Below are 14983 nucleotides of genomic sequence, written 5' to 3' on the forward strand. Positions count from 1 at the left end.
TCAGCCCTTGAGCCCGCTGGTGGCGATGCCCTCGACGAAGTACTTCTGGCCGAGCAGGAAGATGATCGCGATGGGGATCACCGAGATGGTGAGACCGGCGAACAGCAGCGCGTAATTGGTGTCGTAGAGGTTGCTGACGAAGCTGCGCAGACCCAACTGGATGGTCCACAGGTCGGGGTTCCGCAGGTAGATCAGCGGCCCGAGATAGTCGTTCCAGGTGTTCACGAAGGTGAGCAGGGTCAGGCTCGCCAGCGCCGGGACGGACAGCGGCAGCATGATCTTGCGCCAGATCGCGTACTCGCTGAGTCCGTCGATCCGTGCCGCCTCGGAGAGCTCCTCGGGGATCGTCTCGTAGTACTGCTTCATGAGGAACACTCCGAAGGCGCCGAAGGCCTGCAAGAGCACGACGGCCCACAGTGTGTTGGTGACGTTGAAGTTCGTCAGCAGGATGAACTGGGGGATCATGTACGACTGCCACGGCACGGCGATGGTGCCGATGTACAGCAGGAAGAGAACGTCGCGGCCGGGGAATCGGATGCGCGCGAACCCGTACGCGGCGAACGAGCCGGTCAGCACCTGCAACGCCGTCACGACGACCGACAGGAAGAGCGTGTTGCGGATCCAGGTGAGGATGTTCGACTGCGACCAGATGTCGACGTAGTTCTGCCAGATGAAGGTCTCCGGGACCCATCGCAGCGGGATGGAGAAGACCTCGTTCGCGGACTTCAGCGAGCTCATGACCATCCAGAAGAACGGCATGAGCAGCGCCGCGGCGAAGACGATGAGGGCGGCGTAGCCCGCGATCCGAGCCGCTCGACGCGCCGGCGTCAGGGGCGGGGCGTCGACGGGACGCTGACCGCCGCCGGCGAGCTTGAACAGGCCGCGACGCGGAGGGGGCGGCGCGACGATGCTGACCGTCTTCAGGTCCTGCGTGGGGGTGACTGTGCCGACCATCAGGTGCTCCGCTTCTTGTTCCACACGAACTGCACGACAGTGACGATGATGCAGAGGAAGAACAGCGCGACCGACGCCGCGGAGGCGTAGCCGTACTGGCTCTCCTCGAATCCCTTACGGAAGATGAACTGCGACAGCACGAGCGTCGATTGCCCGGGGCCGCCCTCTGTCATCACGAGGATGAGATCGAAGATCTTGAACGAGTTGATGGTCAGCATCACGGTGACGAAGAACATCGTGGGGCGGAGGCAGGGGATGGTGACGTTCACGAACCGCTGCCACACGTTCGCGCCGTCCATGCGGGCCGCTTCGTGCAGCTCGCGGGGCACGGTCTGCAGTCCCGCCAGGAAGAGGATCATGTAGTAGCCCATGTCGCGCCAGGTGCTGACGATGACGACGGCGGGCATGGCCCATTCGGGCGAGGTGAGCCAGCCCGGGGGGTTCTGGATGCCGAGGAAGCGCAGGCCCTCGTTGATGGGGCCGTACTCCGGGCTGAACAGCAGGTTCCAGACCACGGCGATCGCGACGATGGACGTGATGTAGGGGAAGAACGCGGCGGTGCGGAAGAAGGCGACCCCGCGCAGCTTGTTGTTCAGCAGCAGGGCCAGCCCCAGCGACACGATGATGGTCAGGGGGATGTGCAGCGCGGAGTAGTAAAGGGTGTTGATGACGGAGATCTGGAAGCTTCCGTCGCCGATCAGCCGCTGGTAGTTGGTGAAACCGATCCAGTCGGCCTTGCCGAACACGTTCCAGTTCGTGAACGACATGTAGAACAGCACGACGATGGGGACCAACGTCAGCAGGCCGAAGCCGAGGAAGTTCGGAAGGATGAAGCTCCACCCGACGAGGGTGTTGCGCATCTTCAGCCGCGACCGTCGGCGACGGTCGGGCGCGACCGGCGGCTGCGGGGCGGTTCCGTGGTCGGTGGCGGCGATGCTCGCCATGAGTGCCTCCAGGCAGGTAGGTGGGGCGGCCGGCTCACCGACACGTCGGTGAGCCGGCCACGGGAAGATCAGCCCAGGCCGACCTCGTTGGCGACGCGGTTCTGCGCGTCGGTGATGGCAGCATCCACGGGGGTCGATCCGGAGAGGATCGCCGAGTGCATGTCGAGGAGGATGTTCTGAATGGCAGCAGCCTTGTTCGACGTGGGGTTCTCGGGGAGCGTGTCGTGCTCGGCGAAGGCGAAGCGGGACAGCTCGTCCTGCGGCGCGCCCTCGTTGCTGAAGTAGGTCTCGACGACCCCGTCCGTCAACAGGGCGGGAGTGATACCGATGCCGGCGAGCAACTGGGCTGCCTCCTCGCTCGAGGCGAACGCGAGGAAGTCCTTGGCCGCCTGCACCTTGTTGTCGGCGATCCCCGCGTTGATGCCGAAGCCGGTCGGGTCTCCGAAGGTGACGGGGGTGTTGTCCGTACCGGTGGTGGAGGCGTCAGCCTGCGGGATCGGCGCGATGCCCCACTCGAACTCGTTGGCGTCACCCGACGCCTGCTGGGCGATGAGGGTTGCGACGTACCAGGTGCCCATGGGGAGCATCGCGGCGTTCTGGGTGCCGAACTCGCCCTGATAGGTCAGCTGGTTGGCCGTGCTGGTGTTGAAGTTGACCTGGTCACCGTCGTCTTGGAGAGCGAGGACCCGCTCGTAGTACGGGGCCATGTAGTCGTACTCGCCGCTGAGGATGTCGCCGTCCTTCTGCGCGTTGGCGAACCCCTGGACGGTGGACTGCCAGCGGTGCTGGTAGGTGCCCTTCGCGGCACTGCCCGCCGCTGCGAGACCGTCGGTCAGCTGGGCGGCGGCCGCGTCGTAGTCAGCCCACGTCCAGCTCCCGTCGGGCTCGGCGACGCCGGCCTGGGCGAAGAGGGCCTTGTTGTAGAACAGGACCCAGGAGTCCTGTCGGTAGGGCACGGCGTACTGGGTGCCGTCGACCTGGTACGACGACGCACCACCGATCTCGTCCGACAGTGCGACGTCGGACACGTCGAGGAGCTGTCCACCCTCGACCAGGGTCGGGAGGTACTTCACCTCTTTCTGAGTGATGATGTCGGGTCCGGACCCGGCGGCGAGATCCGTGGTGAGAAGGGTGTTGTAGTCGGCGGCGTCGTAGCCCGTCACCTCGACGGTGACGTCGGGGTTCTTCTCCGAGAACGCGTCGGCGAGCAACTGGAATTCGGGGGTGGTGTCCAGCGCCCACCCCGACAGGGTGAGGGTGACCGGACCACCGGGCTCTGCGGCGTCGCCGTTGGACCCGCCGCTGCAAGCGGCGAGCGAGAGCGTTGCGACAGTGATGACGCCGGCTGCGGCAGCGTACGTGCGCTTCATTGTTGGTTACTCCTTCGTAAGGTCGGGCACCCCACCTTCGGGGACCCTCGGGATTATCGACTCGCGACAGCGGTGATGCCGGTCTGTGTGAGACGACTTGTGGTGACCGTGCCATCCGGCCAAGTGATGGTGACGAGATGTGTCCCGTCGTGTTCCACCGACGCGGACAGCGCGCTGGGCGCGTCGTCGTCGGCGGCGAGCCCGATGAGGGCGTGCAGCCACTCCCCGACGAGCAGGGGGTGCTCGGCGACGGGGACGGCGGACCGGGGACCCAGGGGGCTGGCATCCACGCGGTGTTCGATTCGCGCCCGGGCCTCGGCGTGGAGGGCGACGAGAGAGCTGCGCACGGCACCGGAGCGGGCGAGCGCCTGAGCGCCGTCGACGTCGGAGTCCGTGTCATCCCCCGAGACAGCCCAGCCGCCGACTCGCACGCGGAGCTCCCGAGCATTCAGATGCGGTTCGAGGGAGACGACACGGGTCAGTCGCATCTCCCAGGGCCCGCGGAGGAGGGAGTGCACTTCGACGACGCCGGCCACTTCCACCTCGCCGACCAGGCCGGAGCCGTGTCGGTGCACGGCCGGGGCCGCGCTGATCCAGTGCGCGGCGGATACGGACGCCGCGATCGCGACGTGCCCACCGGCGTCGTTCTGAACGCGTGTGTCGATGAGGCGCATGGCGGCCCGGTGGGTGGCACGGCCTCGTCCGTCGACGATGCTGACGCTCTGCTCGAGAGGCTCCTCCCACGCTCGCTCGTTCGCCAGCGGCGCCGTGGCCGTGGAGTACCCGATCCGGGCGTACAGCGGGGAATCCCCGACGAGCGCCCCCTCGAGGGCGTCGTCGGTGCCGTGGTTGGCGATGCGGACGATGCCATCGGCATCCGTTCCCGAGACGACCCACCCGGGCGCCGCGACGGCGCAGAGGTAGTCACCACGTTCGACGGGGAGCTGCTCCGCTTCGGCGGCCCACACCGGGTGGTCGGCCGGCAGCATCACGCCGAGCAGCCCCTTGACGGCCCAGTACGGTGACCCGGGTCCGGAATAGGACTGCGCGAGGTCGCGCCATTCGCCATGCCACCCCAGCGTGAGGATGTCCCGCTCGTCCGGTGCGCCGACGTCGACGAAGTGGCGGACGACCTTCTCGGCCGCGTGGCGGAGGGACCCGAGGGACGTCGAGCGGACACCGGCGAGGACCCCCGCCCAGAACGGAGCGGCGGCGGCGAAGCGGTAGACGAGGCTGCGCCCCTGCATCAGGGGCGAGCCGTCGGCACCGACCAGCCGCACGGCGTCCTCGAGATAGCGGTCGAGCGCGGCGACATCGGCGATGCGCCCGGCCGCGAGGTCCGCAGCCCCCCGCATGCGGGGCCAGAGGACGGGGTAGACGTGCAGCGCCCATCCGACGTAGTGGTCGTAGGAGCGCTCGAACCCGTCGGAAATCCAGCCGTCCGCCCGCGTCAGTTGGTCGTGAAGCGCGAGGTCTGCGGTGATGTCGTCCTGAGACCACGGTCCCCCGACGGAACGGAGGAAGGTCTGGACGACGACACGGAACCACAGCCAGTTCGTCTTCGGGTAGGTGTCGTCGCCGACGACGGGAGCCAGGTAGTCGATGACGCGCTGCCGGGTCTCGGCGTCCAGCTGGTCCCAGATCCACGGCCGGGTCATGTCGAGCGCGACGGCGAGCGATGCGGCCTCGACCTTGGCCTGGGGGTGCTCGTCCATTCGCACCCACCGGTCGGCGGCTACGGGGTCGACCCCGGCCGCGACGCCGCGGCGATAGAACGCCGCAAGATCTTCCAAGCCGTGACCGTCGTCGCCGGTGAGCCGGAACGCGGCCAGCAGGAAGGTGCGGGCGAACCCCTCGAGTCCGTCGACGGCTCGGCCGTACCCGCCCTCAGCGCCCGGGAAGGTGATGCGGGCGTTGTTCTCGGATGCGTATTCGCGAGCGGCCGAGAGGAGGCGATCGGCGAAGTCCGTCCAGTCACCGCGCGTCCACCCAGGAGCGAACGACGAGGACCTCGTGCTGCTGGATGAAGGGTGCGATGCAACGGACACGGGATCTCCTTTGAACTCGCCTCAAGCGACCGTTTCAGGAGCGTATCAACGCGTTTCGTTCATTGCAACGTCGATTTGCGTTTGTTATGATCACTTCTGATCGTTTACAGGATGGGACCAATGACGCTCACCCCTTCTTCACACGCCGCGTACTCCGGCGTCCTCGCGGAGTTCTGGCGCGCCCAGGATGCCGTCGGTGCCGGCGACAACCTCGCCGATGCCCTTCGACGAACTCTGCGGCCGCCCGAGGATGCCCTCCCCGTCGCGCCCGCGCACGATCGCGCCGTGTGGGGTGCGCACGGAACCGCCGATCAGTCCACCGTTGCGGCGGTCCTCTCAAGAGCCTCGGACGACCTCGGCACGAGCTGGCCGGTTGCGCTCGCGAGCGCAGCCGCACGCGTGCACGGCGACGGGGATCGAGAGAGCTGGGAGTCGGTGGTCTTCGAACGTCAGCGTCGGCTGAGCCGCGCGGTCGTCGCCGCCGCGGTCACGGAGGAAGGACGCTGGCTCGACGAGGTGTTGGACGGTGTCTGGCTGCTGTGCGAGCAGACCTCGTGGTGCTGGCCGGCACACGACGACGCCCACGCCGTCGGCTCGGTTCTCGCCATCCCGGACAGGCCGTTCCTCGACCTCGGAGCGGGAGAGGTGGCGGCGCAGCTCGCGTGGGTCGACCACCTCGTGGGTGAGGCTTTGGAGACGGCGTATCCCGGAGTACGAGCCCGAGTCCGTCGTGAGGTTCGTCGACGCGTCTTCGATCCGTTCACGACGCGCAGGGATTGGCACTGGATCGGTCTCGACGGCGACGTGCACAACTGGAACCCCTGGATCCACGGCAATGTGATCACGGCCGCGCTTCGCTTGCTCGACGGACCGGGCGAGCGGGAAGAACGCGGCGAGATCATCGCCCTCGCTCTCGAGGGCATGGACCGGTACGTCACGGCCCTCCCCCTCGACGGTGCCATCGACGAGGGCTACGGATACTGGTGGAACGGCGCATGCCGGGCACTGGAAGCGCTCGACGTGGTGTCCTTCGCCACGGAGGGGCACCTCGACGCCGCGGAGGTACCGGCGCTGTCGGCGACCGTCGCCTTCCCGCACCGCTCGCACCTCGGCGGCGATTGGTACCTCAATCTCGCGGACGGACAGGCGAAGCCACCGAGCGACCAGCCCTGGCACGCGTTGCATCGCAGCGCGCGCGCCGTCGGGGATGACGACGCCGTCGCTCACGCCGCGAGCCACCGCCGGCCCGGAGTCCCCGCCGCGACGGAGACCTTCGGGTTGGGCAGGCTCGTGCGCGGCATGACGGATACGGACTGGATCGAGGCCCCGGCAGTGCCGCCGCCGCTGATCGATCGCGTGTGGCTGCCGTCCACCGAAGTGCTTCTCGCGCGCGGCCGGAGCGGCTCTACGGCCGGTCTCACCGTGGCGGTGAAGGGAGGCCACAACGGCGAGCATCACAATCACAACGACGTCGGCAGCTTCGTCCTCGCCTCGGACGGCGTTCCCGTCGTCGTCGACGTCGGGAGGCCGACGTACACGAAGCAGACCTTCGGACCGGACCGATACGACATCTGGACGATGCAGAGCGCCTGGCACAACACACCCGTGATCGACGGGCAGCAGCAGAGTCCCGGTCCCGAGTACCGAGCCCGCGATGTCACCGTCACCCTCGACGAGGCGACCGTCGAATGGTCCGCCGACCTGGCCGGGGCGTACCCCGACGGAGCAGCCGCGTCCTGGCAACGCCATGTCTCGTTCGGCGAAGGCCGCGTCCGGGTTCGCGACGAATGGCGCAGCGCCGTCGGAGCGGCTCACCGGTGGCACCTCGTGCTCGCTGGCAAAGTGGACGTCGACGCCGGCGGCGCCACGGCGTCCGTCCGTCCGCTCTCCGGTGCGACACCCGTCGTCATCCGCTGGCCCGCGGGCGTGAGGAGCACCGTGACCCGACGCATCCTGGAGGACCCGCTGCTCACCGATGTGTGGGGGACGAGCCTCACCCGTCTCGAACTCGACGTCTCCGACCACCCTGACGTGGTCGTAACCTTCGAAACACACCCTGCAACCACCGAGGAAATCCGATGACGAACCAGGCTACGGCCCCTCTCGCCGCGGAACGTCGCGCCCACGTTCTCGCCATCCTGCGGCGCGAAGGAGCCGTGCGCGTGTCGCAGCTCGTCGACGAGCTGGGGGTCGCACCCGTCACATTGCGGCGCGACCTGGCTCAGATGGAATCCGAGGGACTGCTGGAGCGCGTGCACGGGGGTGCCGTCGCACCGGCGGCCGGTCTCTCGGCTCCGGCGTCGGACGCAGCCCCGCCCGTCTCCGTCTCACCGCCCGCGTCCGTCGCCATGCTGGTGCCGTCGCTGAACTACTACTGGCCAGGAGTCGTTCGCGGTGCGGAGGCCGCGGCCGCCCGTCTCGGCCTCGGCGTCGTCTTGCGCGGGGCCTCCTACGAGCTGCAGGACGAACGGCCCGTTCTCGAGCGCCTCGTTCACACAGATGGAGTGCGTGGCCTCATCGTGGCCCCGAACACCGACACCGCACATGCCCAGGACGTCGTGCAGTGGTTGATCGACACCGGCGTGCCCAGCGTGCTCGTCGAACGGGAGGCGACGGCGTCGCCGGGCGGCGCACCCGTGGAATCCGTCACCACCGACCACGCCCTCGGGGCCGTCTTGGCTGCGCGACACCTCGCCGCGCTGGGCCACCGGCGTGTGGGCCTCATCATCTCGCGTGACTCCCCCACCTCGCGCAAGATCACGGCAGGGTGGCATGCCGCCTGCATCGAGCTGGGGCTCACCCCGAGCGACCACTTCGAATCCATGCTGCCGCCCCGCACCAGCCCCGAGTTCTCCGCGGTCGTCGACGCGACCCTGGACGCGGCACTCACCAACGGCGTGACCGCCTTGGTGGTGCACTCCGACCCCGAGGCCATGGCCTTCGTCGACCTCGCCCTGAACCGCGGCATCTCGGTGCCGGGCGACCTGTCGATCGTCGCGTACGACGACGAGATCGCCGAGCTCTTCACGCCCGCGCTGACCGCCGTGGCCCCGCCGCGGCGCGCCGTCGGCGAGGCGGCCATCGACCTCGTCGCCCGTCGGATGCAGGACCCGGACCGGCCCACCCATCGCGTGATCCTCAGCCCGCGCCTGAACGTGCGGGGCTCGACCGCTCCGCCGCTGCAGCGCTGAGCCGCTGCCCTTCGCGGGGTCGGGTGCAGCCGGACCCGCCCGGATCATCGTCTGGGCGGGATCCGGCTGGAGCACGTCTGCGGAGGGTGTGGGATTCTCCCCACCGCCCCTCCGCGGAGCCTCCGGCGGCGTGGGCCCAACTCCGTTCGACTCCCGCTCAACCGGTCATAACGCAGAAGGCGGACCCCTACGGGGCCCGCCTTCTGCGTTGCGGAGGGTGTGGGATTCTCCCCACCGCCCCTCCACGCGCCGCTGCGCGACGCGCGGAGCCTCCGGCGGCGTGGGCCCAACTCCGTTCGACTCCCGCTCAACCGGTCATAACGCAGAAGGCGGACCCCTACGGGGCCCGCCTTCTGCAAACGCGCTATAGCGCGGGCTGAGACGGGCTGACAAGAGGCAGCGTCAAGACGGGAACATACACGGGAACATACAGTGCGCCTACAGCCTGTGGTCCGTCGCGACGACACCAACCACGCGTTGCGGCGTACCGTTCGTGAAGGTGACGTGATGATGGATGCGGTGGTGCTTGTAGGCCATGGCGGAGTACGCCGGTTGCGCACGGATGAGGCAGTTCGCCTTGTCGGCCGTTCCCAGCACCGCATACAGCTCCGACTGTCCCCCGCCACCCTGCGTCGGTTCGGAGTCGTAGCGAACGCCTTGAAACAGAAGATTGACAAGGCCGTTCTTCGTCAACTCCATGCTCGTCACAACATCATTGTTCTGGCGAGAGTAGTGGGCGATCTGCGTCTCGTTGTTAGTGAGGTAGTAGGAGTACACGCGGGTGCCGGTACGCCACATGACCGGCACCGTGTACACAGCCCCGAACTTCTCAAGTCCGACGAAACCTGGGTTACGTACCGCTAGCATCACTTCTTCCATGCGCCGCATGAACCGCTGGTAGTCGAACCCTAAATCAGCGGTCAGCTTCGAGACACGGTGGTATTTGGTGCGGTCGTATGCCTCGTCCTTTTCGAAGGTGCAGTCGTTGCGCTGGCTCTTCACTGCCAACCCTTTGAAGTCGTCGTCGGCGAACCAGAAGTGGCTCTCCCCCAAGCTTCGCGACAACGCCAACACGAAGTTGCACAGGGGAGCATGTCCGGCCATGGTGATGGGAAGCTTCATTGATGAGACCCGGTCCATCATGTCTTCGTCGCGGAACGAGATGTCACGGATGACAAGACGCTCCACTGGATATACCTTTGAGTAATCTTGGAACTGCGACGGGTCGATGCAGATGTAGTAGTTGCTGACACCGAAGTCCTCTAGCATCTGCATCGTTCCTGCTGTGCCTGCCCTTTGGTAAGAAGGCACGTAGATGTTGTAGCGCATGCCGTGACGGTCGACGAAACCTTCCGCGGACGAAGGCTCAAACGTCGGGTGCAGCCAGGCCTGCTTCTCCACTGGCTCGCCGTGGATAGTGGTGGCGAAAAGGGGGTATCGCACGAAGCCCGCAGCTTCAATGTCCGCCATAGCCGCGGCGTTGCGGTCCCGCTCCTCCTCCGTCTTCATCTCGGCTGCTTCGACACTGAACGGTGCAGCCATCCCGTGGAAGAAATAGCCCGCGTAAGCCTGCCGGAGGTTGTAATCGACAGTGCTCGAAGATGTCCCCACGTACTGCCCCATTCGCCCGTTCTTCCTCGATTACCCTCGCGCATGACCACGCGCGCCCCACTGTAGGCTAACCGGAGTCTTCGCAACGCTTGGGGGTAGCGCGAATGAGTGACGAGATTCAGACAATCAGTCTTGGCAATGAACAGCCAGAGTCGCTGAAGATGACGCAGCCTTTTAAAGTACCGCCGCGACACGAGCAACGCATGGCGCGCGCGGTTCACTCTTCGGGTGTCGTGGCTCCCATCGTGGCAGACCAACACGGCAATGTGATCGACGGTCACACGCGCCTGCGTACCGCTCTCAAGGCGGGGTGGGGCACGGTGCCGGTGATGCGGCTGGAAACTACCGAAGCTCAAGCACGTCTGTTGCGCTTCATCGTCAACAAAAGCGCGGAGTTTCAGCGATGGAACTATGCGGAGGTAGACGCCTTCCTCGCTGTCCCCCACAACAGTTTCACCTACCTCGCGACACTTGAGCCACTCGGTCTGTTCGGGGAGCACATTATCCCCGAGAGCTTTCTGACGGAGTCGATGCGGAGGTACAAGCTCGATGGCAGCGCTGGTCAAGACAAGTACGACCAGAAGGAGGTTTACGAGCGGTGGGCTGTGCGGCGACAGGAGAAGGGCGCGCGACGCGAGCGGGAAAAGGCACTCCAACCGCGTCAAAGGCTCGCCAGCTACAAGCTGGAACCAGCCGTCCCTCTGCAGGCCATCACCGCACGAGGCGGCTTCAAAATGCGGCAGTGGGAGAAGAAGGCTGCCGCCAAACGAGCAATCGGTTTGACGGGGTTCGTCGCCCCGTTGATCCTGGACCAGAATCTGCACACCATCGACGGCACGACACGACTCGAAGTTGTCAACGAGCTACACGCCGAAGGATGGTGGCCGTCGGGCACCGTTCCCGCGCTCGTAGTCAAGCGGAGCGACCTGCAAGCGGCGTATCTGCGGATGGTGCTCAATCGCACCAGCGAGTTTCAGGCGTGGGACTGGCACGAGTTGTACGAGTTCGCTGACGCGCACCCGCAGCTTCGTCCGATCTTCGAGCCGTTTGGGCTGTACGGCGCGACTGTCCTGCCGCCGACAGCGTGGGACAGGACCGCGCTGCACATGGGGCAACGTGCGCCGCTGCCGACGTACACGCCCTCGACCATGACACTGGCCGAGTGGGCGGTGATCCAGCAGAAGCGCGTCGCGGCCGACAGAGCCTCTGACGCAGTCTCGCCAATGAAGACCGCGCCCCGCTCCGCCTACGAGAGCGTATTCGATCTGCGTTGGAGCGAGAGTGATCTACAACCGCTGGTCGACGCCGAAGGCGTCATGCAACGTTTTGTCGATGAGTTGGACGAAGAACTTGGCGACCTGACCATCGCGCATGACGATATGCGCGACAGGATGCGCGTAGAGCAAGATGCAGCGAAGGGCATCCTCGATGATCTGCCGCGAGTCAAGACCTTTGATCCCGGCTTCTGAGGCGACAACACCATGACTACACAGCACATCGGCGCAGCGGGCGAACTGCTCGTGCAGTACCGCCTGCTCAAGATGGGCCTCGACAGCGCGCGCCTCACCACCGATTCGGGTGTGGACCTCGTGGTGTACTCCCCCACCACCGCTCAAGCAATCACCGTGCAGGTGAAGACGGTGCGGGAGCCCACGCCCGCGGGTGGTCGAGGCAAGCTCGCGGTGGGGTGGAACTTCCCCCACGACCTTCGCGCACAGGTGCTCGCCACCGTCGTGCTGTCGGAGGATGAGGTATGGCTGTTCACAATGAACGAAGCTCAAGGCCTCGCGCAGCAACATAGTGACCGGGGCATGCGCCGCTTGTACTGGTACACCGACCCGTTCTTGGCGTCAGGAGAAGGCTTCCCACTCCGCCAGGCTGACGTGTACGACAACCTGCTTGCGCGAAGTGCGCCGAAGCTGTTCGCATAGCCCGCCGTGCGCACTGACAGTCTGAGGACGTGCGTGTACGCATCGTAGTCGCACCCGCGGCGGCAAGCTTCGTCGCTGGTGCTGCGGCGGAGACGTGCTGACCCCGACCGCTATTGAGTTGGTCGGGGTCAGTACAGTCAGCGCGATTCCTGCGAACGTTCGTCAAGCCTGCGTCGACGGCCACGGATGATCATGGACCCGGCACCTACCGCGGCCACCGTCATTCCGCCGATCAGCGGGGGTATCGGCGAGTTCGCCGGAAGCACGGAAGCAGACACCCACAGCGACGCAAGGAGAGCGACCGTTACGGCCAGGAGAATAAGCCAGCTTTTCAAGGTAGGACCTCCATCCGGTTGCACTCGACACTACCTTTCGCCCCTCGCACTGCAACCTGTGGAGATGAGAACCTTCTAACCTGCAACGTCCTGCGTTCGTGACACGGTTGATGCTCGCCGTTCGAACGAAAGGACTCACTTTGAGAAACCTCCGCAAGACCGCAAGCGTCATTCTCGCCGTTGGCGTGGTAGCTGCCGCGAGTTTGACAGGAACGCAAGCAGCTTCCGCGCAAAGCACGGAAGTAATCGCAACATCCGCATCTGTGGCCCAGACCGAGACCATCACACCGGAGCAGTTCCAGACTGCGCTGCAAGGGCTGGAGGCGAGCGACACACCGCGTACTGCCATTCGGGCAGGGGAAGCAACCCTCTACGAGTACCACTTCCCCGAGGGGGACCTGACCTTCCCCTCGGAGGCAACGTTCCTCGCGTCTGCGGCGACGGGTGAAGCAATCGCTGACCCTGGCGTTGTATCGCCCATGATCGAAGTAGTCACGAAAGGGCAGTACATGGCCGTCGGCCTGAACCGCGCCGATCAAGCCTTGCTGGTGGGCGGAGGCGGCGCAGCGCTCGGCCTCGCCCTCTGCGCGATCCCCGGAGTATGCCCCGTGTCGACCATTCTCATCGCTGGAGCAGTGGCGTACCTGACCGAACGAGGTCTGTGCCCCGAGGGCCAGCAGCTGTGGTGGTACGACGTGAAGGGCGGCTCGACGTTCGCCTGCCGTAGTTCAGCTCCGGCCCTGCCGTAACAGGAAAGCTCCGTGCTGCCCCGTAAGACAGGGGCAGCACGGAGCCACCATGAGCTACTTGCGCGAGTCCGCCCGTGGCTGACAACCTAAGCGTGTGTGCGCTCGAAGCATGTTCGCACCCATTGCGGCAAGCTTCGTCGCTGGTGCCGCGGCGTAGCGCCGCCTGCTCCCACAAGAAAGGGGCGGTAGCCTCAGCCACCGCCCCTCCCGGGTTCGTCAAGTCCAGCCGTTTAGGTCTTTGCGATTTGCACCCGCGCCCGCCCATTCATCGTGGTCGTTCATCACGTAGATGTAGAGATTCCCGGGTGTCGATTGCTCCCGGCCGCTGTGCCAGAAGTTGTGGATGCCACCCACGGTGCGGGTGATGCGAATGTTTCCGAAGCCTGCGCCGATGTAGTCGTAGGGTGCGGCGGTGAAGGCGAACTCCCCACGGTGCTGGTCGTTGTAGTACTGCACGACGGCGAACGGGTCCGCGCCAGACTCCTCCGCAACACGCACATCAATGGCAACCTGCTCGGCCATCGAGAGCAGTACGTTCTGGCGCGCCTTCTCCTGGATTGCACCGAAGATGGGCAAGCCAACCAGGAGCAATATGCCGAGGATGGCCACCGCCACGATGAGTTCCACGAGGCCAAAGCCTCGCTCCCCGCGGGTGCGGGCTTGTCGAAGTATTGCAAATGTCATGGGAAGCCTCCTTGTCAGTTCCCTGCACGGCCTGGGCAACGTGCGATGTAGTTATCAGCGGAGCCGGTAGCGGCGCGGTCGCAGCTTGACCACGGCAGTGACGGCCACCACCGCAGCGACGCCGATGGCCCCCATGAGGCAGAGTTCCCACCACTCACGAGTAGCGGTCCATTCGACAAACGAACCGACCAGGTCACCCATCTGCTGCACGAAGCTGCGGGCATCCTCTTCCACCTGCGCGTCGCGCTCCCAACGGTCCTCAAACAGGTCGTCGAGCGACGCAGGTACCGTCGGCTGACGAACGGTCACCCTCCCGCCTGACCTTTCAGGAACTCCTGCTGAAACCCCATGAAGTCGGACCGGCGCGCGCGGTTGTGGTTGCCCACGAGGTGGGTGGGGAACGCACCCGCGCGGATGAGCTTGCGGACAGTGGGGCGCGACACTCGAAGTAGTAGCGCCATTTCGGGCACCTTGATGAACTCAGCGGTCATGACGAAAGCCTCCCAGGCGGTAAGGGCGGGGTAGTTCCCAACCTTGTGGCCAATATCATCTTGTTTCCGCTATTGCTCGTAGCTGTGGGCGGGCGTAAAAAGGCCCCCACCGGATCAGCAACTCCGGTGGGGGCTCCTTCGCATTCGAAGGCCAGAAACTTAGCGAGGCCAGGACTGACTTGCCGCTCCAGCAGAACCGGCTCCTGCCCATTCGCCGCGGTTGTTCACCGCATACACGTAGATGGTGTCAGTAGAGTCCATTGAGGCCTGCACAGCGGGCACGTTGATTGTCCCGCCAGTGACGGATTCAATTTGCGTACCGCCCCCAGCAGAGTACCGAAGCTCGCTCGGGTTCTGGCTGTTTAGCTTCTCGATAGCGGGCTGGACAGCGCTCGGGCCACTAGCGGTCACCTGTGCCGCAAGCGATGTCGCAGCGTTGGCGGCCGCAGTCTTGACGGTGTTGTGACGAGCAGTCTCCTGGATAGCACCGAATACGGGAATAGCAATCACCACGAGGATGCCGAGGATGGCAACCACGACGATGAGCTCGACGAGGGAGAAGCCCTTCTCGCCGTTGCGGTGCTTAAGCGCGTTGTTGATGAAAGAAATCATGGGGTTTTACTCCTTGTTAGCCCTAAGGGGCGATTAATCGAGGCGTTTTGCCTCGGGAGTAAT

Annotated in this window: 14 protein-coding genes; 5 read left to right on the plus strand and 9 right to left on the minus strand. The window is 65.6% G+C overall.

Annotated features, from left to right (window positions below; genetic code table 11):
- From ASF76_RS00205 to ASF76_RS00220, 4 genes are all read right to left on the minus strand, one after another.
- Positions 1-954 carry a carbohydrate ABC transporter permease gene (locus ASF76_RS00205; RefSeq protein ID WP_082484756.1) on the minus strand — a complete coding sequence of 318 codons (954 nt, stop codon included), beginning with the start codon at positions 952-954 and terminating at the stop codon, positions 1-3.
- Complete coding sequence (locus ASF76_RS00210; protein WP_055951256.1) at positions 954-1898, minus strand: carbohydrate ABC transporter permease; 945 nt, start codon at positions 1896-1898, stop codon at positions 954-956. Before ASF76_RS00210 ends, ASF76_RS00205 begins: the two co-directional genes overlap by 1 nt.
- Before the next feature lie 68 nt (positions 1899-1966).
- Positions 1967-3268 carry an ABC transporter substrate-binding protein gene (locus ASF76_RS00215; RefSeq protein ID WP_055951257.1) on the minus strand — a complete coding sequence of 434 codons (1302 nt, stop codon included), beginning with the start codon at positions 3266-3268 and terminating at the stop codon, positions 1967-1969.
- Between the two features lie 53 nt (positions 3269-3321).
- Positions 3322-5316 carry a DUF2264 domain-containing protein gene (locus ASF76_RS00220; RefSeq protein WP_055951260.1) on the minus strand — a complete coding sequence of 665 codons (1995 nt, stop codon included), beginning with the start codon at positions 5314-5316 and terminating at the stop codon, positions 3322-3324.
- Positions 5317-5436: 120 nt separating this feature from the next.
- Here ASF76_RS00220 and ASF76_RS00225 point away from each other — a divergent pair, with 120 nt between their 5' ends.
- Both ASF76_RS00225 and ASF76_RS00230 read left to right on the plus strand, forming a co-directional pair.
- Entirely contained in the window at positions 5437-7398 is a 1962-nt protein-coding gene (locus ASF76_RS00225; protein ID WP_055951262.1) for a heparinase II/III domain-containing protein, read from the plus strand.
- The gene (locus tag ASF76_RS00230) at positions 7395-8507 is read left to right on the plus strand and encodes a substrate-binding domain-containing protein (RefSeq protein ID WP_055951265.1); all 1113 of its coding nucleotides are present in this window, start codon (positions 7395-7397) and stop codon (positions 8505-8507) included. The genes ASF76_RS00225 and ASF76_RS00230 overlap by 4 nt, the downstream gene beginning before the upstream one ends.
- Positions 8508-8945: 438 nt before the next feature.
- Here ASF76_RS00230 and ASF76_RS00235 read toward each other — a convergent pair whose 3' ends face one another.
- The gene (locus ASF76_RS00235; RefSeq protein WP_055951268.1) at positions 8946-10130 is read right to left on the minus strand and encodes a hypothetical protein; all 1185 of its coding nucleotides are present in this window, start codon (positions 10128-10130) and stop codon (positions 8946-8948) included.
- A gap of 92 nt (positions 10131-10222) precedes the next feature.
- On the opposite strand from ASF76_RS00235, the gene ASF76_RS00240 reads away from it, so the two are divergent.
- The 3 genes from ASF76_RS00240 (at position 10223) to ASF76_RS00250 (ending at position 13133) form a co-directional block, all read left to right on the plus strand.
- On the plus strand, positions 10223-11587 hold the full coding sequence (locus ASF76_RS00240; protein WP_082484757.1) for a ParB N-terminal domain-containing protein: 1365 nt from the start codon (positions 10223-10225) through the stop codon (positions 11585-11587).
- 12 nt (positions 11588-11599) lie between these two features.
- Complete coding sequence (locus ASF76_RS00245; RefSeq protein ID WP_055951274.1) at positions 11600-12049, plus strand: hypothetical protein; 450 nt, start codon at positions 11600-11602, stop codon at positions 12047-12049.
- Between the two features lie 598 nt (positions 12050-12647).
- The gene (locus ASF76_RS00250; RefSeq protein WP_055951277.1) at positions 12648-13133 is read left to right on the plus strand and encodes a hypothetical protein; all 486 of its coding nucleotides are present in this window, start codon (positions 12648-12650) and stop codon (positions 13131-13133) included.
- A gap of 216 nt (positions 13134-13349) precedes the next feature.
- Here the strand turns inward: ASF76_RS00250 and ASF76_RS00255 are convergent, their stop codons facing one another.
- The 4 genes from ASF76_RS00255 to ASF76_RS16535 all read right to left on the minus strand — a co-directional run bounded on the left by ASF76_RS00255 (position 13350) and on the right by ASF76_RS16535 (position 14920).
- Positions 13350-13817, minus strand: a complete 468-nt coding sequence (locus tag ASF76_RS00255; RefSeq protein ID WP_055951280.1) for a type II secretion system protein — start codon at positions 13815-13817, stop codon at positions 13350-13352.
- A gap of 54 nt (positions 13818-13871) precedes the next feature.
- Positions 13872-14126: a hypothetical protein gene (locus tag ASF76_RS00260; protein ID WP_055951282.1), complete on the minus strand. Its 255-nt coding sequence runs from the start codon at positions 14124-14126 to the stop codon at positions 13872-13874.
- Positions 14123-14308 (minus strand): helix-turn-helix domain-containing protein, encoded by a 186-nt coding sequence (locus ASF76_RS00265; RefSeq protein ID WP_055951285.1) that lies wholly within the window; start codon positions 14306-14308, stop codon positions 14123-14125. Before ASF76_RS00265 ends, ASF76_RS00260 begins: the two co-directional genes overlap by 4 nt.
- Positions 14309-14467: 159 nt before the next feature.
- A complete protein-coding gene (locus ASF76_RS16535; RefSeq protein WP_082484758.1) occupies positions 14468-14920 on the minus strand; it encodes a type II secretion system protein in 453 nt (150 codons plus the stop codon).
- Between the last annotated feature and the right edge of the window lie 63 nt (positions 14921-14983).

Origin of the sequence: Microbacterium sp. Leaf151 (genome assembly GCF_001424225.1) — a bacterium.
Classification (GTDB): Bacteria; Actinomycetota; Actinomycetes; order Actinomycetales; family Microbacteriaceae; genus Microbacterium.

Bases quoted from the DNA above. Each gene is read 5' to 3' on its own strand.
- ASF76_RS00210 (WP_055951256.1), bottom strand. From the start codon at position 1,898: ATGGCGAGCATCGCCGCCACCGACCACGGAACCGCCCCGCAGCCGCCG.
- ASF76_RS00225 (WP_055951262.1), top strand. From the start codon at position 5,437: ATGACGCTCACCCCTTCTTCACACGCCGCGTACTCCGGCGTCCTCGCG.
- ASF76_RS00235 (WP_055951268.1), bottom strand. From the start codon at position 10,130: ATGGGGCAGTACGTGGGGACATCTTCGAGCACTGTCGATTACAACCTC.
- ASF76_RS16535 (WP_082484758.1), bottom strand. From the start codon at position 14,920: ATGATTTCTTTCATCAACAACGCGCTTAAGCACCGCAACGGCGAGAAG.
- ASF76_RS00265 (WP_055951285.1), bottom strand. From the start codon at position 14,308: ATGACCGCTGAGTTCATCAAGGTGCCCGAAATGGCGCTACTACTTCGA.
- ASF76_RS00205 (WP_082484756.1), bottom strand. From the start codon at position 954: ATGGTCGGCACAGTCACCCCCACGCAGGACCTGAAGACGGTCAGCATC.
- ASF76_RS00245 (WP_055951274.1), top strand. From the start codon at position 11,600: ATGACTACACAGCACATCGGCGCAGCGGGCGAACTGCTCGTGCAGTAC.
- ASF76_RS00215 (WP_055951257.1), bottom strand. From the start codon at position 3,268: ATGAAGCGCACGTACGCTGCCGCAGCCGGCGTCATCACTGTCGCAACG.
- ASF76_RS00240 (WP_082484757.1), top strand. From the start codon at position 10,223: ATGAGTGACGAGATTCAGACAATCAGTCTTGGCAATGAACAGCCAGAG.
- ASF76_RS00230 (WP_055951265.1), top strand. From the start codon at position 7,395: ATGACGAACCAGGCTACGGCCCCTCTCGCCGCGGAACGTCGCGCCCAC.
- ASF76_RS00255 (WP_055951280.1), bottom strand. From the start codon at position 13,817: ATGACATTTGCAATACTTCGACAAGCCCGCACCCGCGGGGAGCGAGGC.